Raw genomic sequence first — 20,725 nt, 5'->3', positions numbered from 1 at the left:
CCGAGCTGGATAAACGCTATAACTCTTCAATCATTTTAAAGCTGAGTTTGATAATGGATTTATTCCTGGCGATGTCGGTTTACGTGAGCGTGGTCGAGTCCGGCAGCATGACCGCCGCCGCCCGGCAGTGCAGCCTGTCGACCACCATGGTGGGCAATCACTTGCGCGCCCTGGAGCAACGCCTCGGGGTCAGCCTGATCAATCGCACCACCCGCCGCCAACGCCTGACCGAGTTCGGCGCGGCCTATTACGAGCGCTGCCTGGAGGTGCTGGGCCTGGTCCAGGAGAGCGAACGGCTCGCCGAACAGGTCCAGGGCGAACCCAAGGGCCTCTTGCGCATTACCGCCCCGCCCAGCTTCGGTTCGGAGTGCCTGGCACCCGCCATGCACCTGTTCACCCAGCAATACCCGGAAATCCGCGTGGATGTGGTGCTGAGCAACCAGGTGGTGGACCTGATAGACAACAGCGTCCACGCCGCCATTCGCCTGGGCACGCCAGAGCCGTCGGGGCTTATCGCCCGGCCGCTGCAGGATTTCACCCTGACTATCTGCGCGGCACCCTCGTACCTGGAACGACGGGGCGTCCCCGCCCTTCCCGCCGACTTGAGCCACCACGCTTGCCTGGCCTACGCTTATCCAGCGGGCGATGAATGGAGTTCGATGGAAAAACAATGGCTGTTGACCGGCCCTGAAGGCGAGGTGCAGGTGCCGATCAGCGGCCCGATGGTGATCAACAGCGCACCGGGGCTGCTCCAGGCCGCCCGGGCCGGCATGGGTATCGTCATGCTGCCCGACGCCCTGGTGCATCAGGACCTGCGTGAAGGCAAGCTGGTCGCGCTGCTGCAGGATTACCAACTGCCAAGGCGGCCGATGAACCTGGTCTACGCGCCAGACCGCTACCGCTTGCCGAAGCTGCGCAGCTTTGTCGAGTTCGCCTTGCAGATGTGGGGCAAGCAAAGTGGTTGATCAGTCGCCAGGCTTCACTAGCCAGCCTCTCGCCGCTGGGCGACTTCGTGATGAGGATGACGTAGCCCAGCCCGTTGCAGACGAATGACAGAGCGGCCTATAGGCTAATGCCGGTCAGTTAAGAGAAATAAAGCCGAACACGAAACCTGTGGCGAGGGAGCTTGCTCCCGCTGGGCTGCGTAGCAGCCCCAAAACAGGGCCGCTTTGCGCCCCAGCGGGAGCAAGCTCCCTCGCCACGGGTCTATGTTCGGCTGGTCTTTGGCTTAACTGATCGGCATTAGGCCTATAGGCCCTCCTTCACCAACACCGGCTTGTGCGAATAACGCTCGGGGTACAACTGTTTGAGTTGCGCCACTTTCGGCAGGTCGTTGATCACGATGTAGGGATACGTCGGGTGCTCCGTCAGGAAGTCCTGATGGTAATCCTCCGCCGGATAGAAGCCGTTGTAGGTTTCCAGTGTGGTCACGATCGGCTTGCTGAACGCATGGGCCGCGTCCAGTTGTGCAATGTAGGCCTGGGCGACGGCGCGTTGTTCCGTGCTTTGCGCAAAAATGGCCGAACGGTACTGGGGGCCGGTGTCCGGTCCCTGGCGGTTCAGTTCGGTGGGATTGTGGGCCACCGAAAAGTAGATCTGCAGCAAGCTGCCGTAGCTCACCTGAGTGGGATCGAAGGTCACTTTCACCGCTTCGGCGTGACCGGTGTCGCCCTCGCTGACACGCTCGTAGCTCGCGCTGTCGGCCGTACCGCCGGCATAACCGGAGACGGCACTCTTCACGCCTTTGACATGCTGAAACACCCCTTGTACCCCCCAGAAGCAACCACCGGCGAACACCACGGTTTCGCTGCCGGCCTTGGGGGCTTCATCGAGGATGGGGGGTGCGATGGCGACCGCCTCTTCAGCCGCACCGAAGGAAAACCCCAGGCATTGACCGACGACGCCGGCAAACGTCAGCCCCAACAGGGTTTGACGCCAGGTAAATCGGGCTCTCATGGTGTCCACTCCTCAATGCTGAAAATACAAAAGCCGTGTTCAACCGAAGGTAAAGGCATAGGCCGAGACGCCCGGGTCGAGGAATTCGATGCTGAACGTGCGCTCCGCGACATCGCCGGGTTGACGCACCAACTGGTACAACCGTTGTTCGGTCACGCTGCCACTGCCATCCGGGGCGACATCGGTGCCGTGGGCATCACCCGGCGCCAGGCCGTCGACCGTGACTTTGAAGCGCACCGGCTTGCCCTCCCTACCCGGCCCCAGCACCAGGTGCAGGTCGCGGGCATGGAAGCGGTAGACAATACGGCTGCCCGCAGCCGCCGAGGTGGCATGCTCGGCGCCAACGTTCCATTGCCCGTCCAGTGCCCAGTCATTGAGCGCCAACATCGCCGGCACCTTGTAGTCGGCCACCGCGTCGGGCGTCAGGCTCTCTACGGGTACGAAATGCGCCAGGCGCTGATAGCCCACATAGGTTTCCGGTGACTTCACTTCACTCATTCGCGCCGCCCGTTGCATCCCTGGGGCGCTGGCGCTGATCAAGCCGTCGGGCACTGCGGAGGCACCGGCTTCGCGCAACAGTTGTTGAATCACCCGCTCCGATTCGGCGTAGTTGCCCTCACCAAAATGGTGGTAACGAATGCGGCCCTGGGCGTCGGCAAAGTAATGAGCCGGCCAGTACTGGTTGTTGAAGGCCCGCCAGATCGTGTAATCGTTATCGAGGGCCACCGGGTAGTTGATGCCCAGTTTCTTCATGGCCCGGGTCACGTTATCGACGTCACGCTCGAAGGCGAACTCCGGTGCATGCACACCGATCACCACCAGCCCCTGATCGCGGTACTTCTCAGCCCAGGCTTTGACGTACGGCAAGGTGCGCAGGCAGTTGATGCAGGAGTAAGTCCAGAAATCCACCAACACCACTTTGCCCTTCAACGCCTGCGTGGACAGTGGCGGTGAGTTGAGCCACTGCACGGCACCGTCGAGCGACGGCAGCATGCCCTCGATCGGCAGGGTGGCCGCGCCATTGGCGGTCCTCTTCATCGCGCCACCGGCGGCCATCATGCTGGCGCCCGGTTGATCGCTGGCGGTCGGCAGCTGCGCCATCATCGCCCCGTTGCCACCGGGCGACTGGCTGGCCAGGCGGGTGACCAACGCCTGTTCAAGACCTCCCGTCGACGCGGTCGACAGCCGCGCCAGGACCCCGGTGTCCAGGCCCAGCGCAATGGCAGCCACTCCGGCGAGCATCGCCGCACCCAGCCCCCGGCGCAGCCATTCACCGGCACCGATCGAGCGCTTCATCGCCGCGTACACTTTACCGCCCAGCAGCAGGGCGACCGCCAGGGAGGTGGCGGCGCCCAAGGCGTACGCCAACAGGAGCAAGGTGCTGCCGATGTTGGCCCCTTGCAGCGCCGCGCCGGTCAACACCAGTCCGAGGATGGGGCCGGCGCACGGAGCCCAGAGCAGACCCGTGGCGACGCCGATCAGTAACGAAGCGCCGGGACGCGGCCGAGCATCGGCGCCGGCCGCCTGCGACAGGCGACTGCCGGCGGCCACCAGCGGGCGCGTCCAGCGTTCGGCCAGGCTTGGCAGCAGCAACGCCAGCCCGAACAGTGCTACGAACAGCAACGCGAGCCAGCGACCGTACTGATTGAGTTGCACCACCCAGGCGCCGCCCACCGCGGCCAGTGAGGCGACGAGCGCGAAGGTCAGCGCCATCCCCAGCAACAGTGGCAAGCCACTCTTGACAAATGGCTGCCCGGTGCGAGCGAAGACAAAGGGCAGTACCGGCAGAATGCACGGGCTGACGATCGTCAGCACACCACCGAGATAAGCGAGAACCAACAGCCACATAATGATGACCTGCCTGCAAGTAAGAGAAGAACCTGAGCATGGGATCAGGCCTTCCGTGGTTCGAAGGTCAGCGCCAGGCCGTTCATGCAGTAGCGCAGACCGGTCGGCGGTGGCCCATCGTTGAATACATGGCCCAGGTGCCCGCCGCAGCGTCGACAGTGAACCTCATCGCGCACCATCCCGTAGGAGCGGTCCTGGCGCGTGGTCACGGCGTTGGGCAGGGGCGCCCAGAAACTCGGCCAGCCGGTGTGGCTGTCAAACCGGGTGCTCGATGAAAACAGTGGCAGCGCACAACCTCCGCAGGCAAAGGTGCCGTCGCGATGCTCGTTGTTCAGCGCGCTGCTGTAGGCACGTTCGGTGCCCTCCTCGCGCAGGATTTCGTACTGTTCGGCGCTGAGCATGGCGCGCCATTGGGCCTCGGTGTGGTTGACCTCGAAGGTTTCGCCCGCGCTCGCCTCGCTGATCAGTGCCGTGGGGGCCAGTAGCCTTGGCAGGGCACCGAGCGCCAACGCCGCACCACCCAGGCCAGCGCCTGCCAGCAGAATCTGTCGCCGTGAATACATGGCCCTCTCCCTTATTTCGCCGTAGGTTTCATGGAACACAGCCTAGGCTTGTGGTGATCGCCAAATCCTCACGTGGAGTTAAACAATTCGTGATAACTCCCCCGCGGGAAAACCCGCACAATGGCTGCACCACGTAACAGGATCCAACCCCTATGGACCAGCCCAAACGCGTCCTGGTGGTCGAGGACGACACCCACATCGCCGACCTGATCTGCCTACACCTGCGCGACGAGCAGTTCGAGGTGGTGCACAGCGCCGATGGCAACCAAGGCTTGCGCCTGCTGGAGCAGGGCAACTGGGATGCACTGATCCTCGACCTGATGCTGCCCGGCACGGACGGCCTGGAAATCTGCCGCCGCGCCCGCGCCATGGCCCGCTACACGCCGATCATCATCACCAGCGCCCGCTCCAGCGAAGTGCATCGCATCCTCGGCCTGGAGCTGGGGGCCGACGATTACCTGGCCAAGCCGTTCTCGATGCTGGAGCTGGTGGCACGGGTCAAGGCCTTGCTACGGCGGGTCGACGCCATGGCCCGCAACCTGAAGATGGACGCCGGCAGCTTGACCTGCGATGGCTTGTTCATCGACCCGATCACCCGTGAAGTATCCCTGGAGGGCAAGCGCCTGGACCTGACGCCCCGCGAGTTCGACCTGCTGTACTTCTTCGCCCGCCAGCCGGGCAAAGTGTTCTCGCGCATGGACCTGCTCAACGCCGTATGGGGTTACAGCCACGAAGGCTACGAGCACACGGTCAACACCCACATCAATCGGTTGCGGGCCAAGATCGAAGCCGATCCGGCGCAACCGGTGCGCATCCTCACCGTGTGGGGCCGAGGCTACAAGTTCGCCACGGCGCAGGAGTCGGCATGAAACTGACCCTCAGCCAGCGCCTGTCGGCGGTGTTCGCCCTGTTGCTGCTGGTGTGCAGTGGCACCTCGGTGTGGATGCAGGTGCGTTCCAACACCATGCATGAGCTGGAGGTGGTGCAGGGCTTGTCCCGCGACCTGGCCGGGCACATCGCCCGGGACACCCAGTTGATGGACGCCAACGGCCTGAAACCCGAGGCCCTGCGCATGCTGTTCAGCCAGCTGATGTTGGTCAACCCGAGTGTCGAGGTGTACCTGCTCGACACTCAGGGCCGGGTGGTCGGCAATGCCGCGCCCGAAGGTCATCTGCGCCGCGAGCAGGTCGACCTGGCCCCCGTGCAGCGCTTGTTGAACGACGAGCCGCTGCCGATTCTCGGCGACGACCCGCGCAGCCTCCAGGGGCGCAAGGTGTTCAGCGCCGCGCCGCTCAAGGTCAACGGCCAGCAGGCCGGCTATCTCTACGTGGTGCTGCTCAGCGAAGAACACGACCGCCTCGCCGAGCGCGGCGCCACCAGCGCGGCGTTGAACACCGCCTTGTGGTCGATCGGCATGGTGGCCTTGCTGTGCCTGATTGCCGGCCTCACCGCCTTCACCCTGATCACCCGGCCGCTGCGACAGCTGACCGATACGGTGGCGCATTTCGACATCGACGGCGCCCCCGCCGCACCGCCACTGCCCGCCCCCTCGGACAAGCCGGACAGCCTCGCCGGCCAGGACGAAATCGCCACCCTGGATGCGGCCTTCCGGCAGATGCAAAAGCGCCTGGGCGAACAATGGCGCTCCTTGACCCGCCAGGACCAGGAGCGCCGCGAACTGGTGGCCAACATCTCCCACGACCTGCGCACCCCCTTGGCCTCGCTGCATGGCTACCTGGAAACCCTGTCACTCAAAGACGCCAGCCTGACCCCGGACGAGCGCCGTCGCTACCTGGGCATCGCCCTGGATCAGAGCCGAAAAGTGGGCGGCCTGGCGCAATCGCTGCTGGAGCTTGTGCGCCTGGAACACGGTTTCGTGCAACCGGTGCTGGAGCGCTTCTCGCTGACCGATCTGGTACAGGACATCTTCCAGAAATTCGAACTGGCCGCCGAAGCCCGGCAAGTGCATCTCAAGGCCAGCTTCGCACCGAGGGTGTCCGGGGTATGGGCTGACCTGGGGTTGATCGAGCGGGTGCTGACCAACCTGTTCGACAATGCGTTGCGTCATACACCGACGGGCGGAATGGTCGAGATCAGGCTCGTGCCACAGGGTCGGTTCGTCGAGATCACGGTCAGTGACAGCGGCCCTGGGATCGCGGCCGAACTGCGCGACGGGTTGTTCCTGCGCCCGTTCAACATCGGTGGCGCACGGCGCGATGGCGGATTGGGGTTGCGCATCGTGCAACGGATCCTGGAGTTGCATGGTCGCGAAATCCGCTTGCTGGATGTGCCGGGGCAAGGAGCAACCTTCTGCTTTTCGCTGCCGGTGGACGAAGACACCGCCACCACCCTGGCGGTGCGCTCAATGAACCTGAACAGCCCGGGCAAAACCTGATCCTGGCTTAACAAAAGAGGCCCTTGTGGCGTAATGTTTGACCGTTCATGGGGTCCCATCGAGCAACGGACGGCCCTGATCGTCTGTTGGTCCGTGACAACGGCGCAGCGGTCCAATAGATTAGGCGCCCCCGAAAACACCGATGCTGTTCTCGGCTCACATCCTGTTTAAAGAAGTAGTGAAATTTCAATGTCAGATTCCAACACCGCTGAATCCGTAGTCACCTTGTCATCCAAAGCGGAATACGAAAACTCCATCAATCTTTCACAACACGTGCCGCAGGCCAAGACCATCAGCGAGATGGTCCTCGACGCCTTCCACACCTCGAAGGAAAGCGACCAGATTCGCGAACTGCGCGCCGCCATCCGGCAGGCGCACGACAGCTTCGACGACGACAAGGCCTACGAGCTGATGGGCCAGCTCAAGCAACTCAAGGACGCCGAAGCCGCCGACATCGCTGCCCTGGAAGACCTGAGCAGCAAGTTCCCGATCAGCCGCATCCTGTCCAGCTTCAAGGACGATCCGAGCTTCCAGGAACTGGTCTACGGCCTGGCCCTCAAAGTGCTGAACCAGACCCACCAGGCCATCAGCAACCCTGCCGGCGGCAAAGGCAAGGCCGCGCGGGCCAAGAAAGAAGCCGAAGTGTTCAGCATCAGCAAGGACGGCATCACCGTCACCCTGCCCCTGCGCACCCCACGCTCCAAACCCAACGTCGATCGCGAAGCCTTCGAATTCCTCGGCTTCACCTTCGTCGGCGAAGGCGATGAGGCAGAGCTGGAAAACGAAACCTTCATCGACACCAGCGGCACCGAACAACCGGCCACCCGCAAAGCCATCATCACCGCCCTGCAACAGCAGACCGCGTTTGAGGGCTACAGCATCGTTCAGCAGTAAGCGGCAACGGATAGGGATAGGGATACCAAGCATCAGGCGTAAACACTGCCCCGTGGCGAGCGAGCTTGCTCGCGCTGGGCTGCGCAGCAGCCCCAAGACACTCACCGAGTTCGATCTGAAAGCCGGCAATGGTCCTGTTGGGGGCGCTTCGCACCCCAGCGCGAGCAAGCTCGCTCGCCACGGGGCATGCCTGTCAGATCGTCATCGCGGGCAAGCCCGCTCCCACAAACACACCCCCATAAAAAACCCCGCTCTTCTCTCGAAGGCGGGGCTTTTCAACAGCGTCCGACGCTCAAGGCGCGTAAGTCAGCAACAACTCACTCGGCACCTTGAAGTCCAGCGACATCATCACGCTCAAGGCAGTGATGGTGAAGATCGAGAACACAAACAGCTTGCGCGCCCAGACCGTATCGTCCACCGCCTTGTAGCCCGTCCAGGCCATGTACAACCAGTACATGCCCATGGCCGCCGCAACCGCGAGATAACTCATCCCGGCATAGCCACTGAACGTCAGCATCAAGGTCGCCACCAAGAACGCCAGGATGTAGAGCAGGATGTGCTTCTTGGCCACCTGGATCCCGCGTTTCACTGGCAACACCGGAATCGATGCGGCCAGGTAATCGTTGAAACGGAAAATCGCAATGGCATAGGAATGCGGCATCTGCCACAGACTGAACATCACCAGCAGGGTCAGCGCGGCCATGTCGAAGCTGTTGCTCACGGCCACGTAGCCGATCACCGGCGGCATCGCCCCCGACAGACTGCCCACCAGCGTGCCGTGAACCGACTTGCGCTTGAGGTACAGGCTGTAGAAGCCGACGTAGATGACAAAGCCGATGACGGCGAACAACGCAGCCAACGGATTGGCCACCGTGTACAACAGCGCAACGCCGACGACACCCAGGACGGTGGCATAGGCCAGGGCCAGTTTCAGGGAGATCAAGCCCTGGACCAGCGCCCGGTTCTTGGTGCGCTCCATCTTCAGGTCGATGTCGCGGTCGATGCAATTGTTGAACACGCAACCGGACGCCACGACCAGGGACGTGCCGATCATGGCCGCCAGGAAAACAGCCAGATCGACATGCCCTTTCGAGGCCAGGAAAAACCCGCCTGCCACAGAAAGCACGTTACCGAAAATGATCCCCGGTTTGGTGATTTGGATAAAGTGCTTGAGCGACATCGGGTCTACCTCACTTCGCCATCATGAAGGTGTGGATGCTGAACATGATCCACAGCGACAGACCCACCAGCAGGACGATCACCAGCGCGGCGAACACAAACGCAATCACGTTGTTGCGCTGCGCGGCCGAACGGTCCAGGTGGAGGAAGTACACCAGGTGCACCAGCACCTGGATGATCGCGAACGCCAGGACGATCCACAGGGTGATCGACTTCGGCAGCGATGGGTACATCACCAGGCCGAACGGAATGACCGTCAGGATCACCGACAGGATAAAGCCGATGGCGTAGGACTTGACGCTGCCGTGGCCGGCTTCGTCGTGGCCATTGTGGGAATGTGATGCGTTAGCCATTTACAGAGTCCCCATCAGATAAACAACCGTGAATACGCAGATCCACACCACGTCCAGGAAGTGCCAGAACAGGCTCAGGCAGCTCAGGCGAGTCTTGTTGGTCGCCGTCAGGCCGTTCTTCTGCACCTGGTACATCATGATCGCCATCCAGATCAGACCGCTGGTCACGTGCAGACCGTGGGTACCGACCAGGGTGAAGAACCCGGACAGGAAGCCTGAGCGGCTAGGGCCGAAGCCTTCGGAGATCAGCAGGTGGAACTCGTTGATCTCCATGGCGATAAAGCCGGCACCGAACATGAAGGTCATGGCCAGCCAGCCCAGCACCTGATTCTTCTTGCCCTTGAACAACGCCAGCATGGCGAAGCCGTAGGTGATCGAGCTGAACAACAGCAGAGCGGTTTCGCCCAGCACGTAAGGCAGTTCGAAGATGTCGTGGCCCGACGGGCCACCGGCAACGTTGTTTACCAGTACGGCGTACACCGCGAAGATCGATGCAAACAGAATGCAGTCGGTCATCAGGTAGAGCCAGAAACCGTATACGGTTATCTCGCCCGAATCGTGGTGATGGTCATCGTGCCCATGGTCATGGGCGTGTCCAACATTGGTCACTAAGTTCGACATGGTTTAAGCCTGTTCCAACGAGGTTTCAACACGGGTGGCGGTGGCTGGAACTTTCCCGGCCGCTACCAGACGCTTGTGCTGCTCGGCTTCGATGCGTTCGATTGTCTCTACCGGCACCATGTAGCCCTGGTCATCACGGGCAGCGTGGATCACGAAGTACACCACGGTGCCGACCAGGCCGAAGGCAGCCAGCCACCAGATGTGCCAGATCATCGCGAAACCGAATACGGTCAACAGTGCGCCCATGACCACACCGGTCGCGGTGTTGTTGGGCATGTGGATCGGTTCGTACCGGGCCGGAGCCTTGTACGCGGTACCGTTTTCCTTGGCTTCGGTGAACGGGTCGATGCTTTCGGCTTTCGGCAGTACGGCAAAGTTGTAGAACGGCGGTGGCGACGAGGTCGACCATTCCAGCGTATGGGCGTTCCACGGGTCGCCGTGTTCGCACATGTTCTCTGGCTTGTTGCGGTCACGCACGCTGACGTAGAGCTGGATCAGCTGGCAGGCGATGCCGACGGCGATCATCACCGCACCGAACATGGCCACGTACAGGTAAGGCACCCACTCAGGGTTGGTGGTGGCGTTCAGACGACGGGTCATGCCCATGAAGCCCAGTGCATAGAGCGGCATGAACGCGACGAAGAAGCCCGAGATCCAGAACCAGAACGCGGCCTTGCCCCAACCTTCGTGCAGCTTGAAGCCGAACGCTTTCGGGAAGTAGAAGCCGAAGCCGGCGATGTAGCCGAACACGGCGCCGCCGATGATCACGTTATGGAAGTGCGCGATCACGAACAGGCTGTTGTGCAGGACGAAGTCAGCACCCGGGATGGCCAGCAGTACGCCGGTCATGCCGCCGATGGCGAAGGTCACCATGAAGCCCAGGGTCCACAGCACCTGGCTGGTGAACTGCAGGCGGCCACGGTAGATGGTGAACAGCCAGTTGAATAGCTTCACCCCCGTCGGGATCGAAATCAGCATCGTCGCCAGGCCGAAGAAGGCGTTGACGCTGGCCCCCGAACCCATGGTGAAGAAGTGGTGCAGCCACACCATGAAGCCCAGCACCGAGATCGCGCCGCTGGCGTAGATCATCGAGTGATGGCCGAACAGTTTCTTGCCGGTGAAGGTCGAAATGACTTCGGAGAAGATGCCGAACGCCGGCAGGATCAGGATGTACACCTCGGGGTGACCCCAGGCCCAGAACAGGTTGACGTACATCATCGGATTACCACCAAGTTCATTGGTGAAAATGTGGAAATCCATGTAACGGTCAAGCGTCAGCAGTGCCAGGGTAGCGGTCAGGATCGGGAACGAAGCCACGATCAGGACGTTGGCCCAGGTGCAGGTCCAGGTGAAGATCGGCATGTCCATCAGCTTCATGCCCGGGGTACGCATTTTCAGCACGGTGGCCAGGAAGTTGACCCCCGTCAGCGTCGTCCCGAGTCCCGATAGCTGTAGCGCCCAGATGTAGTAGTCCATCCCCACGCCCGGACTGTATTGCAGGCCCGACAGCGGCGGATAGGCAACCCAGCCGGTCTTGGCGAATTCGCCAACGCCCAGGGACAGGTTGACCAGCACCACGCCGGACACCAGCAACCAGAAACTCAGGGAGTTCAGGAACGGGAAGGCAACGTCACGCGCGCCGATCTGCAGCGGCACTGCCAGGTTCATCAGGCCGGTGAAGAATGGCATCGCCATGAAGATGATCATGATCACACCGTGAGCGGTGAAGATCTGGTCATAGTGTTCAGGTGGCAGGTAGCCCGGCGAACCCTCGGTGGCCATGGCCAACTGGGTACGCATCATGATGGCGTCGGCAAAACCGCGCAGCAGCATGACCATGGCGACGATGATGTACATCACGCCGATTTTCTTGTGGTCGACCGAGGTCAGCCACTCGGTCCACAGGTAAGTCCACTTCTTGAAGTAGGTGATTGCAGCGAACAGCGCCAGACCACCGAGCGCGATCATGGCGATGGTCACCATCACGATCGGCTCGTGGAACGGAACCGCTTCCCAACTTAATTTACCAAACATCGTTTACTCCTCTGCCCCGGCAGCTGAATGCGCGTTCATGTCCGATCCTTGCGTCGCGGCCACTTCTTTCTCTTTCTTCTCGTGCTTCAGCGGCTTGCCCGGTTTCATGCCTTCGTACTTGTCGACGATGATCTGGAACAGGTCTGGCGTGACCGAGGAGTAGAGCTCGACTGGGTTGTTCTGGCTCTGCTTGGAAAGGGCTGCGTATTCAGCTTGTTCAAGCTGTTTAGGTGCCTTTTTGACTTCGCTTACCCAGGCGTCGAAATCTTCCTGAGTCGTTGCGATCGCTTTGAATTTCATGCCGGTGAAGCCCGCGCCGCTGTAGTTGGCGGAGATACCGTCGAGCTCGGCGTTCTGGTTGGCAATCAGGTGCAGCTTGGTCTGCATGCCGGCCATCGCGTAGATCTGGCCACCCAGGCCCGGGATGAAAAACGAGTTCATCACGGTGTCCGAAGTCACCTTGAAATTGATCGGGGTGTGGGCCGGGAACACGATCTTGTTGACCGTGGCGATGCCTTGTTCCGGGTAGATGAACAGCCACTTCCAGTCCATGGCGACCACTTCGATGGTGATCGGCTTGACGTCCGATTCCAGCGGGCGGTACGGGTCCAGGGCGTGGGTCGACTTGTAGGTGACGTAACCCAGGGCGATGATGATCAGCACCGGTACGGTCCACACGGCGATTTCGATCTTGGTGGAGTGGTTCCACTTCGGCGCGTAGTCGGCCTTGGTGTTCGACGCACGGTATTTCCAGGCGAAGGCGAAGGTCATGATGATGACCGGCACAACGACCAGCAGCATCAACAGCGTGGCGGTGATGATCAGGTTTCGCTCATCCAGGCCAACCTGGCCCTTGGGATCGAGCAGGGTCATGTTGCAGCCTCCCAGCAACAACGTGCCGAGCAGCGGCACTAGGCCTAGTAATCTGGGGTACCTGTTTTTACTCATCTCACGACCTCTAAAGCAGCTTGCGCAATGCAGTTGGGTTTTGATCGCCAACACTTCACCCTGCCAAGGGTTGGCATTTTTCTTGGATTGAATAAGGGCCTGCCCGTCGCGCTTACATGGCGATCGACACATCCTGGGCTAGCGTTGAGTTCTTATTCGAATTCGTGGTCAAAGGCCTAGTTACAGACCAATTCCATTTGGTGCGGATACGTGGAAGGCGCCGGCACCCGGGGTCGCATGAAGCCTTGAAACGGCTCCTCGACCACCCTTCTCTGCTCAGGGGTGAGCAGTGCCGGAATTTCAGTGCGGGCGATTGTAGATATGTAACGTTTTATAAACCATGTCTCATCTCGAAATAATTTTTATCGGATACAGCAACAATCATTAACGAATCCTGTAAAGATTGCCGATCTTATCGCGATTAATTCTCAACAAGAACCCCAAAAAAAGTAAGCCTACTGCCGGCAACCCAGACCGCCTTGTTACCATCCCGGGTATCCCCAGGCTCGCCAAAGCCCCCTTTTCACAAGGCCTGCGGCCATTCACCCAAGCCTGTTAAAACTGCCCATTGCACTGTCTCGCCGGGTTTCAGCGACTGCGCTTGCTCGAGCTAATTCTTTGTATCTTTCAATGACTAAACGCATTTTTTGAAATGCCTTGCCACACCAAAGCTGTGACAACATGTCGCACATGCGCCGCACCCTTCCTTGCCCCACATCACGATGCCTTTACCGGGTGGCTGAAATGCAAAACGCCCCGGCCTCTTTCGAGGACCGGGGCGTTTTCAGGGGCTGCTCCGCCGGGGGTGGCGACCGCCTTCAGTTCAAGTGCTTGCGGTTGCGCGAGACCAGCAACGGCACCAGTACCGCCGTCAACACGAAGGCCACCAGGGCCCACTGTGCCAGCGACAGACCGAGGATCGGCGGGTACGGCGTAGCGCAGAAACCGTCTACCTGGAACACCAGCGGGAAGATCTTGGCCAGTGGCAAACCGTCGACAATCGGTTGCAGCACATCGATGCCGCAGCTGACGGCCGGGTAGAACTGGGTGTAGACGTGATGCGCAGCCGTACCCGCGCCGGCCAGGGCAAAGATCACCACCAGCCCTTCAAACACGCTGATCCTACGACGGGTATGCATGGCGGCCCCGGCGAAGGCACTGATTGCAATCAGCAGCAGCGCATAGCGTTGCAGGATGCACAGCGGGCATGGCGCCTCACCCAGCACGATCTGCATGTACAGGGCACCGCCGATCAGCGCCAGGCAGATCAGCCCCAGCAGCACCAGATAACGCCGCTCACGCGCCAACCGCATCATTTCCTCATTCATTCCGGGTTCCTTCGTCAAACATGCAGGTTGTGTTCGACAGATCCCTGGTCGCCAGGCGCCAGGCCTCTGTCGGGTATCAATGACCGCCAGTCTACACGCAGGCCGCGCCCGTTGAGCACGTCTGGTGTTGGCGGATAATCCGAGGGATTCAGCAGGAGGGAATTAACGGCAGGCGTATTAACAGGGGATTAAACGGTGGGATCTGAGACGAGGCGAATGTCGCCTTCGCCGGCAAGCCGGCGCCTACAGGATGGCGATCATCTGCAGGAACCGGCTTGCCAGAGAGCGCGTCTGATTGGTTATTCCAGCGTCGCAGCCGGCCCGAAGAACTCGTAGCGGCTCTGACTCTCTGGCACACCCAACGCCTTCAGGTGGCGCTTGATCGCCGTCATGAAGCCTTTGGGGCCCAGGAAGTACGCGTCCAGGTCTCGTTGCTCAGGCAACCATTGCCCAAGGGTTTCCTGGCTCAACAACCCGACCTGATGCGCCGCCGGGCTGACGCCGTCATCCTCGGCATAGCAGTAAAAGCGCTTGAGCTGGGGATGACGTTCGGCCAGGCCGTCGATCCAGTCGCGGAAGGCATGCACAGCGCCGTTACGCGCACAGTGGATAAAGTGCACCGGGCGCTCGGTGGCCAGTGCCGCTTCCAGCATGGCCAGGGTCGGGGTGATGCCGACACCGCCGCTGATCAGCACCAGCGGCTTGTCGCTGGCGGTCAGGGTGAAGTCGCCCGCTGGCGGGAACAGTTGGATGCTGGCACCGACCTGGAACTGGTCGTGCAGGTAGTTCGACGCACGACCACCGTCTTCGCGCTTGACGCTGATGCGGTACTGACCGTCATGGCCCAGGGACGACAGCGAATAATTGCGACGAATCTCTTCCCCCTCCAGCATCAGCTTCATGCCGATGTACTGGCCTGGCTCCGCAGCGAGGATCGGCCCTTTGTCCACAGGTTCGAAGTAGAACGAGGTGATTTCCGCACTTTCCTCCACACGCTTGGCCAGTGTGAATTCCCGCTCACCGCGCCAGCCACCGACGGCTTCGGCTTTCTGGTCGTAGATCGCGGCTTCGGCACCGATCAGGATGTCGGCCAGTTGACCGTAGGCGGCGCCCCAGGCACTCATCACTTGCGGCGTGGCGATTTCCTCACCCAGCACTTCGGAAATCGCTCGCAGCAGGCAACTGCCGACGATCGGGTAGTGTTCCGGAAGAATTTGCAGGGCCACGTGCTTGTTGATGATCTTGGCCACCAGATCGCCCAGTTGATCCAGCTGGTCGATGTGCCGTGCATACATCAACACGCCGTTGGCCAGCGCCCGAGGCTGGTCGCCGCTGGCCTGGTGAGCCTGGTTGAACAGTGGCCGCACTTCTGGGTACTCAGAGAGCATCATGCGATAGAAGTGGGTGATCAGGGCTTCGCCGCCGCTTTCGAGCAACGGAACAGTGGATTTGACGATGGCACGGTCTTGCGCACTAAGCATAAGGGGGTACTCCTGAACGACTGCTTTTCTAATGAATTACCCATTAGTAATCAGTTTTCATGCCAACAATTAAAACCATATAAATCAACAAGTTAAGTAATTTGTAGTCACATCGACACAGGCAGGCTTATAGTCATCCCGACTACATGGAGTCAATATGACTGCAAAATCCTTGCTCACCACGCTACTGCCACTGGTCTCTGACCTTTCCCGTGAATTGCCCGAAGGCGAGCGCTACCGACGCCTGCTCGAAGCCATGCGCGCCCTGCTCCCCTGCGATGCCGCGGCCTTGTTGCGCCTGGACGGCGAATGGCTGGTGCCGTTGGCGGTGGATGGCCTGAGCACCGATACCCTGGGGCGACGCTTCAAGGTCAGCGAACATCCGCGCTTTGCCGCGCTGCTCAGCAGCCCCGGCCCGACGCGCTTCGACGCGGACAGCCACCTGCCGGACCCGTACGACGGGCTGGTCGATGGCCTCCATGAGCACCTGGAAGTCCACGATTGCATGGGCTGCCCACTGTTTATCGATGAACGCCCATGGGGCTTGTTGACGCTGGACGCCCTGGACCCGAAGCGTTTCGAACCCATCGAACTGGATGCCCTGCAAGCTTTCGCCAGCCTTGCGGCGGCGACCGTCAATGCGGCCGAACGCATCGAACGGCTGGCCAATCGGGTTGAAGACGAACACCAGCGGGCCGAGGTCTATCGTCAGGCCAGCGGGCAGCAAGACCGGGAAATGATCGGCCAGAGCAAGGCCCACAAGCGCTTGGTCGAAGAAATCAATCTGGTCGCAGGCAGCGACCTGACGGTGCTGATCACCGGGGAAACCGGGGTTGGCAAGGAACTGGTGGCCCAGGCCATCCATGCCGCATCACCTCGCGCCGACAAACCGATCATCAGCCTCAACTGCGCCGCCCTGCCCGACACGCTGGTGGAAAGCGAGTTGTTCGGTCATGTGCGCGGGGCCTTCACCGGGGCCACCAGCGACCGGCGCGGCAAGTTCGAACTGGCCAACGGCGGCACACTGTTTCTCGACGAGGTGGGCGAGCTGTCACTGACCGTGCAGGCCAAGCTGTTGCGCGTGCTGCAAAGCGGCCAGTTGCAGCGCCTGGGGTCGGACAAGGAGCATCAGGTCGACGTGCGCCTGATCGCCGCGACCAACCGTGACCTGGCGGTCGAAGTGCGCGACGGCCGCTACCGTGCCGACTTCTACCATCGCCTGAGCGTCTACCCGTTGCGGGTCCCGGCACTGCGTGAGCGGGGTCGGGATGTGCTGTTGCTCAGCGGCTATTTCCTTGAGCAGAACCGCTCGCGCATGGGCCTCAACAGCTTGCGCCTGAACAGCGACGCCCAGGCATCACTGCTGGCCTATAGCTGGCCGGGCAACGTCCGCGAGCTTGAACACCTGATCGGCCGCAGTGCGTTGAAGGCCCTGGGCAGCACCCGGGAGCGACCGAAAATTCTGAGCCTCAGTGCGGCGGACCTGGATTTGCCCCACGACACGCCTGACGCCCCGCCGATGCCTGAGCCCCACGCGCCACAGCCCCTGACGCAAGATGTCGGCGACCTGCGCCAGGCCACTGAGCACTATCAACGCCAGCTGATCAGCGCCAGCCTTGAACGCCACCAGAACAATTGGGCCAGTGCTGCCCGTGAACTTGGCCTGGATCGGGCGAACCTGGGGCGGATGGCCAAGCGGCTGGGGATGAAGTGACAACAGCTGGACAGCCTCCCTCACCACAGGGGCTCATCGATTGACCTGTTGTCGCGGTCCAGGCTAAAGCCTGCCCCCGACACGTCGATAACCCGGTATCGATAGTGGCTGGCGGTCCTGTGATCGCCCACCACCTTTTTCCACAGAAGGTTCATATGTCCACCACCAAAGCCCGCGCAGACTCACTCTCGCTTCTGCTCTTTACCTTGCGCAGCGGCAAGCTGATGGCGATCAACCTGCTGAAAGTCAGTGAAATCATCCCCTGTCCGCCGCTGACCAAGCTGCCGGAGTCCCATCCTCACGTCAAAGGCATCGCCACCTTGCGCGGCACCTCGTTGTCGGTCATCGACCTGAGCCGGGCCATCGGTGAACGGCCGCTGGCGGACCCGGACGGCGGTTGCCTGATCGTCACCGACGTCAGCCGCTCCAAACAGGGCCTGCACGTTCAGGCGGTGAGCAAGATCGTCCATTGCCTGACCACCGACATCCGCCCGCCACCCTACGGTTCCGGCGGCGTGCGCTCGTACATCACCGGGGTGACCTCGGTCGACGGCACACTGGTGCAGGTACTCGACATCGAGAAAGTCATCCACGGCATCGCCCCGGCACAGATCGAGATGGCGCCCACAGAGCTGAGCATGGAAGACGCCGAAGTGCTGGGCAACGCACGTATCCTGGTGGTCGATGACAGCCAGGTGGCGCTGCAACAGTCCGTGCACACGCTGCGCAACCTCGGCCTGCAATGCCACACCGCGCGCAGTGCCAAGGAAGCCATCGACTGCCTGCTGGACCTGCAAGGCACCGCGCAGCAGATCAACCTGATTGTCTCGGACATCGAAATGTCGGAGATGGACGGCTATGCCTTCACGCGAACCCTGCGCGAAACCCCGGATTTTTCCCACCTGTACGTCCTGCTGCACACCTCCCTGGACAGCGCGATGAACAGTGAAAAGGCCCGCCTGTCCGGGGCCAACGCCGTGCTGACCAAGTTCTCCTCGCCAGAGCTGACCAAGTGCCTGATCGACGCCGCCAAAGCGGTGGCACAGCAAGGGCACTGAGCCTTGAGCGGGGCGCATTGCCTGTTAAATGTCGGGATAATCGCTGCAGATTGATCGTGGCTGCGCTGCAGGGGCCAGATTGCCAGCGAAGGGCCCCTTACAAACGACGTCGAATCATCAGGCATACTCCAACGCCCCCTAAGGAGCCCTGCCATGAACACCTCAGCCCTGCTCTTCATCACCCTGACCAGTCTCGCCACCCAGGCCCTCGCCTCCAGCCCCGATGCCTGGGCCGCCTACGACAAGGCCGTGCTCGCCAGCTGCATCCAGGCCAGCCAGTTGAGTCACGCCCAACCGGTGGGCAACGCCGCGCAGTTCGATGATCGCGTCGGCTACACCGCCCTGTTGCTCCAGGGTCAGTACCCGCAAAAACACATGAAAGGCCAACCAGGCACCGAGTTGTGTCTCTACAACAAAAAAAGCAAAACCGCCTATGTCAGCGAATGGGACTCGGTCCAGCCGACCACCGAGGGCCGGTGACTGGCGCACAACTGGCCTTGGCCCTGCCCCTCGCCGAGGCCCGGAAGCGGGCGGCTGACGGGGGTTGCCGAGGTCATGCAGGCGTGCCCAGCGGGGAACCCCAGGCCCATCGTGACGACATTCAGCGCCAGGAAGCGATGCGCGCAACCGGGGATTCGCACCACGGCGCTCATTGGCGACAGATTGACCGCCTGCTTGCCGGACATGACGGCGCTTACCCAGGCCCTGGATCAGGCACAGCCGCTATCGGCTTCGGTTGGTGAAGGGCAGTTTCAACTGTCGGGCGACTATATTGCAGAACACCTGCAGGCGACCGGGGGGCGGGTCACCGCGGCAGCGCCGCTGAGGGACGCGCTAGTCTCGTTACGCGCCACCTGATCGAGGCGGCACGCAACGCTGCCAGGGCTGGCAGATCGGGCAGGCGAGCGACTCAGCGCTTGCCCATCGAGCGACGGGTGCCCGGAGGCGCTGCGCCTGGCACCTTGGTGTGCCCGTTCTTGGCGCCGTTCTTGTACCACGGCTGATTGCCTTGCTTGGCAGCGGCCAGTTCACCCGGTTTGAACGGGAACTTGAAGGCCGGGATCGCGGCATCGCTTTCGCTGTCGGCGCTGGAGTCGACGCTGTCTGGCAGGTCAGCCTGGTCGTCAGCCGCAGGCGTTTGTATCGGGGAATTCATGAAGGCTCCGGGTGTTGCATTGAGGCGGGTCCGGATGACCGGCCGCGAAAGCCGGCAGTATAGCGGGAAGAGCAGCTGCAAGCTTCAAGCCGAAAGCGCATCGGCGCTAACTTATCGCTCGCGGCTTGAAACTGTCCTCCCTGTCAGCTAGCGGTCACGGTGCTGACCGGATCGAAGGGCTATAAGGGAGCATACGGCCTAATACCAGCCCGCGAAGCGAACGCCGGCCTTTGTAGGAGCGAGCGTGCTCGCGACGGACGTTAACGATAACGCGCACTTTCTGATTGAACGCGTTGCTTTTGAGTTCATCGCGAGCACGCTCGCTCCTACAAATGCGACGTCATCTCCTTGACTGACTGGCATTAGGCATATGGTCCCTTCCGATTCATCTGCTTTGGCGTTCGACGTGAAGCCCATTAAAAAAACACCGCTCCTGCTTCTTGGCACCCTCGCCGTCCTGATCGCCCTCGGCGCCTGGGCACTGACCCGGCCAGCCAGCACCCGACTCGTCGCCCCCACGGCCTGGGGCTGGCCATCGTCAAGGCGATCGCGCTGATGCACGGCGGTGATGTGTTTGTGCGCAGTGATGACGGGGTCAATACCTTCGGGATCTATTTGCCGGTGTGACCTGCCCCCGTGGCGAGCGAGCTTGCTCGCGCTCGGCTGCGCAGCAGTCGTCAAACCGGTAGGTGCGGTGTGCCTGATGTAATCGTGCTGCACGTTTTGGGGCCGCTTTGCAGCCCAGCGCGAGCAAGCTCGCTCGCCACAAGAAGCGCCGCCCCCCGCTGTGCACTATTGCCTTTGGTGCAACAGTCCTTTCTGTAATCCGCTCTGTTTCCCCACGCCCCCGGCCCTTATCTTTGCCCGCACCAAACAGCACTTGCCAAGCAAGAAGGTTTTCCAGATGTCCAACAGTATGGGTATTGCCAGCGCGTTCGTTTTGTCTTCCTTGTTCCTGTCACCGTTCGCCCTGGCTGAAGAATCACAGGCCTTTGTCGCGCACAACGCCGCGCGCGCAGACGCCTTCGACAAGGCTCGGGCCGAGCTGACCGCCAAGGCACAAAACCCTGAGCAAGCCCGGAAAACATCGGCTCTCCAGGCTCAACCACAGGTTGAAAAAGAGAGCTGAGCGGCACCACTTCGACGTTTCCCTCGACACTCTACCCGGCTCTTTCCCGCGTGAAGTTGTCTTAAAAG

The 20,725-nt window shown here is 61.4% G+C and carries 19 protein-coding genes; 8 read left to right on the top strand and 11 right to left on the bottom strand.

Translation table 11 applies throughout. The annotated features are described in order from the left end of the window. Nucleotides 1–53 precede the first annotated feature (53 nt). Nucleotides 54–965, top strand: a complete 912-nt coding sequence (locus CKW25_RS13390; protein ID WP_095079883.1) for a LysR family transcriptional regulator — start codon at nucleotides 54–56, stop codon at nucleotides 963–965. Between the two features lie 283 nt (nucleotides 966–1,248). Here CKW25_RS13390 and msrA read toward each other — a convergent pair whose 3' ends face one another. The 3 genes from msrA to msrB are packed head-to-tail and all read right to left on the bottom strand — an operon-like array spanning nucleotide 1,249 to nucleotide 4,367. Next, nucleotides 1,249–1,956, bottom strand: coding sequence for a peptide-methionine (S)-S-oxide reductase MsrA (gene msrA, locus CKW25_RS13385; RefSeq protein ID WP_095079881.1), 708 nt, complete (start codon nucleotides 1,954–1,956; stop codon nucleotides 1,249–1,251). 39 nt (nucleotides 1,957–1,995) lie between these two features. Then, nucleotides 1,996–3,804 (bottom strand): cytochrome c biogenesis protein DipZ, encoded by a 1,809-nt coding sequence (locus CKW25_RS13380; RefSeq protein ID WP_095079879.1) that lies wholly within the window; start codon nucleotides 3,802–3,804, stop codon nucleotides 1,996–1,998. Between the two features lie 44 nt (nucleotides 3,805–3,848). Further along, the gene (gene msrB / locus CKW25_RS13375) at nucleotides 3,849–4,367 is read right to left on the bottom strand and encodes a peptide-methionine (R)-S-oxide reductase MsrB (RefSeq protein ID WP_095079878.1); all 519 of its coding nucleotides are present in this window, start codon (nucleotides 4,365–4,367) and stop codon (nucleotides 3,849–3,851) included. Nucleotides 4,368–4,519: 152 nt separating this feature from the next. Here msrB and CKW25_RS13370 point away from each other — a divergent pair, with 152 nt between their 5' ends. The 3 genes from CKW25_RS13370 (at nucleotide 4,520) to CKW25_RS13360 (ending at nucleotide 7,656) form a co-directional block, all read left to right on the top strand. Continuing rightward, nucleotides 4,520–5,236: a response regulator transcription factor gene (locus CKW25_RS13370; protein WP_095079876.1), complete on the top strand. Its 717-nt coding sequence runs from the start codon at nucleotides 4,520–4,522 to the stop codon at nucleotides 5,234–5,236. Next, nucleotides 5,233–6,762, top strand: a complete 1,530-nt coding sequence (locus CKW25_RS13365; RefSeq protein ID WP_095079875.1) for a HAMP domain-containing sensor histidine kinase — start codon at nucleotides 5,233–5,235, stop codon at nucleotides 6,760–6,762. The genes CKW25_RS13370 and CKW25_RS13365 overlap by 4 nt, the downstream gene beginning before the upstream one ends. A gap of 189 nt (nucleotides 6,763–6,951) precedes the next feature. Further along, nucleotides 6,952–7,656 (top strand): hypothetical protein, encoded by a 705-nt coding sequence (locus tag CKW25_RS13360; RefSeq protein WP_095079874.1) that lies wholly within the window; start codon nucleotides 6,952–6,954, stop codon nucleotides 7,654–7,656. Nucleotides 7,657–7,948: 292 nt separating this feature from the next. Here CKW25_RS13360 and cyoE read toward each other — a convergent pair whose 3' ends face one another. The 7 genes from cyoE to hmpA form a co-directional block, all read right to left on the bottom strand. Then, nucleotides 7,949–8,836: a heme o synthase gene (gene cyoE, locus CKW25_RS13355; RefSeq protein ID WP_095079872.1), complete on the bottom strand. Its 888-nt coding sequence runs from the start codon at nucleotides 8,834–8,836 to the stop codon at nucleotides 7,949–7,951. A gap of 10 nt (nucleotides 8,837–8,846) precedes the next feature. After that, the gene (gene cyoD, locus CKW25_RS13350; RefSeq protein ID WP_095079870.1) at nucleotides 8,847–9,188 is read right to left on the bottom strand and encodes a cytochrome o ubiquinol oxidase subunit IV; all 342 of its coding nucleotides are present in this window, start codon (nucleotides 9,186–9,188) and stop codon (nucleotides 8,847–8,849) included. Continuing rightward, nucleotides 9,189–9,809, bottom strand: a complete 621-nt coding sequence (locus CKW25_RS13345; protein ID WP_095079868.1) for a cytochrome o ubiquinol oxidase subunit III — start codon at nucleotides 9,807–9,809, stop codon at nucleotides 9,189–9,191. Nucleotides 9,810–9,812: 3 nt separating this feature from the next. Next, complete coding sequence (cyoB, locus tag CKW25_RS13340; RefSeq protein WP_095079866.1) at nucleotides 9,813–11,843, bottom strand: cytochrome o ubiquinol oxidase subunit I; 2,031 nt, start codon at nucleotides 11,841–11,843, stop codon at nucleotides 9,813–9,815. A gap of 3 nt (nucleotides 11,844–11,846) precedes the next feature. Then, nucleotides 11,847–12,791: a ubiquinol oxidase subunit II gene (gene cyoA, locus CKW25_RS13335; RefSeq protein WP_095079864.1), complete on the bottom strand. Its 945-nt coding sequence runs from the start codon at nucleotides 12,789–12,791 to the stop codon at nucleotides 11,847–11,849. Nucleotides 12,792–13,609: 818 nt separating this feature from the next. Then, complete coding sequence (locus CKW25_RS13325) at nucleotides 13,610–14,119, bottom strand: disulfide bond formation protein B (RefSeq protein ID WP_095079862.1); 510 nt, start codon at nucleotides 14,117–14,119, stop codon at nucleotides 13,610–13,612. A gap of 299 nt (nucleotides 14,120–14,418) precedes the next feature. Further along, nucleotides 14,419–15,600, bottom strand: a complete 1,182-nt coding sequence (hmpA, locus tag CKW25_RS13320) for an NO-inducible flavohemoprotein (protein ID WP_095079860.1) — start codon at nucleotides 15,598–15,600, stop codon at nucleotides 14,419–14,421. 157 nt (nucleotides 15,601–15,757) lie between these two features. On the opposite strand from hmpA, the gene norR reads away from it, so the two are divergent. From norR to CKW25_RS13305, 3 genes are all read left to right on the top strand, one after another. Continuing rightward, nucleotides 15,758–17,314: a nitric oxide reductase transcriptional regulator NorR gene (gene norR / locus CKW25_RS13315; RefSeq protein WP_095079858.1), complete on the top strand. Its 1,557-nt coding sequence runs from the start codon at nucleotides 15,758–15,760 to the stop codon at nucleotides 17,312–17,314. Nucleotides 17,315–17,469: 155 nt separating this feature from the next. Then, complete coding sequence (locus tag CKW25_RS13310) at nucleotides 17,470–18,372, top strand: chemotaxis protein CheV (protein WP_095079856.1); 903 nt, start codon at nucleotides 17,470–17,472, stop codon at nucleotides 18,370–18,372. Nucleotides 18,373–18,525: 153 nt separating this feature from the next. After that, entirely contained in the window at nucleotides 18,526–18,852 is a 327-nt protein-coding gene (locus CKW25_RS13305; protein ID WP_095079854.1) for a hypothetical protein, read from the top strand. Nucleotides 18,853–19,282: 430 nt separating this feature from the next. Here CKW25_RS13305 and CKW25_RS13295 read toward each other — a convergent pair whose 3' ends face one another. After that, entirely contained in the window at nucleotides 19,283–19,528 is a 246-nt protein-coding gene (locus CKW25_RS13295) for a hypothetical protein (RefSeq protein WP_095079851.1), read from the bottom strand. 904 nt (nucleotides 19,529–20,432) lie between these two features. Between CKW25_RS13295 and CKW25_RS13285 the strand changes: the two genes are divergently transcribed. Beyond that, entirely contained in the window at nucleotides 20,433–20,657 is a 225-nt protein-coding gene (locus CKW25_RS13285; RefSeq protein WP_095079847.1) for a hypothetical protein, read from the top strand. Nucleotides 20,658–20,725 lie beyond the last annotated feature (68 nt).

This window comes from Pseudomonas sp. Irchel s3h17, assembly GCF_900187505.1.
Classification (GTDB): Bacteria; Pseudomonadota; Gammaproteobacteria; order Pseudomonadales; family Pseudomonadaceae; genus Aquipseudomonas.
The sequence above is the reverse complement of the archived record's forward strand: the minus strand, read 5'-3'. Positions and strand labels throughout refer to the sequence as shown.

What these genes read in the sequence shown, in the direction of transcription:
- CKW25_RS13295 (WP_095079851.1), bottom strand. Translation starts at nt 19,528, where the DNA reads ATGAATTCCCCGATACAAACGCCTGCGGCTGACGACCAGGCTGACCTG.
- msrB (WP_095079878.1), bottom strand. Translation starts at nt 4,367, where the DNA reads ATGTATTCACGGCGACAGATTCTGCTGGCAGGCGCTGGCCTGGGTGGT.
- cyoA (WP_095079864.1), bottom strand. Translation starts at nt 12,791, where the DNA reads ATGAGTAAAAACAGGTACCCCAGATTACTAGGCCTAGTGCCGCTGCTC.
- CKW25_RS13370 (WP_095079876.1), top strand. Translation starts at nt 4,520, where the DNA reads ATGGACCAGCCCAAACGCGTCCTGGTGGTCGAGGACGACACCCACATC.
- CKW25_RS13285 (WP_095079847.1), top strand. Translation starts at nt 20,433, where the DNA reads ATGTCCAACAGTATGGGTATTGCCAGCGCGTTCGTTTTGTCTTCCTTG.
- cyoD (WP_095079870.1), bottom strand. Translation starts at nt 9,188, where the DNA reads ATGGCTAACGCATCACATTCCCACAATGGCCACGACGAAGCCGGCCAC.
- CKW25_RS13345 (WP_095079868.1), bottom strand. Translation starts at nt 9,809, where the DNA reads ATGTCGAACTTAGTGACCAATGTTGGACACGCCCATGACCATGGGCAC.
- CKW25_RS13380 (WP_095079879.1), bottom strand. Translation starts at nt 3,804, where the DNA reads ATGTGGCTGTTGGTTCTCGCTTATCTCGGTGGTGTGCTGACGATCGTC.
- CKW25_RS13390 (WP_095079883.1), top strand. Translation starts at nt 54, where the DNA reads ATGGATTTATTCCTGGCGATGTCGGTTTACGTGAGCGTGGTCGAGTCC.
- CKW25_RS13365 (WP_095079875.1), top strand. Translation starts at nt 5,233, where the DNA reads ATGAAACTGACCCTCAGCCAGCGCCTGTCGGCGGTGTTCGCCCTGTTG.
- cyoB (WP_095079866.1), bottom strand. Translation starts at nt 11,843, where the DNA reads ATGTTTGGTAAATTAAGTTGGGAAGCGGTTCCGTTCCACGAGCCGATC.
- CKW25_RS13310 (WP_095079856.1), top strand. Translation starts at nt 17,470, where the DNA reads ATGTCCACCACCAAAGCCCGCGCAGACTCACTCTCGCTTCTGCTCTTT.
- norR (WP_095079858.1), top strand. Translation starts at nt 15,758, where the DNA reads ATGACTGCAAAATCCTTGCTCACCACGCTACTGCCACTGGTCTCTGAC.
- CKW25_RS13305 (WP_095079854.1), top strand. Translation starts at nt 18,526, where the DNA reads ATGAACACCTCAGCCCTGCTCTTCATCACCCTGACCAGTCTCGCCACC.
- cyoE (WP_095079872.1), bottom strand. Translation starts at nt 8,836, where the DNA reads ATGTCGCTCAAGCACTTTATCCAAATCACCAAACCGGGGATCATTTTC.
- CKW25_RS13360 (WP_095079874.1), top strand. Translation starts at nt 6,952, where the DNA reads ATGTCAGATTCCAACACCGCTGAATCCGTAGTCACCTTGTCATCCAAA.
- msrA (WP_095079881.1), bottom strand. Translation starts at nt 1,956, where the DNA reads ATGAGAGCCCGATTTACCTGGCGTCAAACCCTGTTGGGGCTGACGTTT.
- hmpA (WP_095079860.1), bottom strand. Translation starts at nt 15,600, where the DNA reads ATGCTTAGTGCGCAAGACCGTGCCATCGTCAAATCCACTGTTCCGTTG.
- CKW25_RS13325 (WP_095079862.1), bottom strand. Translation starts at nt 14,119, where the DNA reads ATGAATGAGGAAATGATGCGGTTGGCGCGTGAGCGGCGTTATCTGGTG.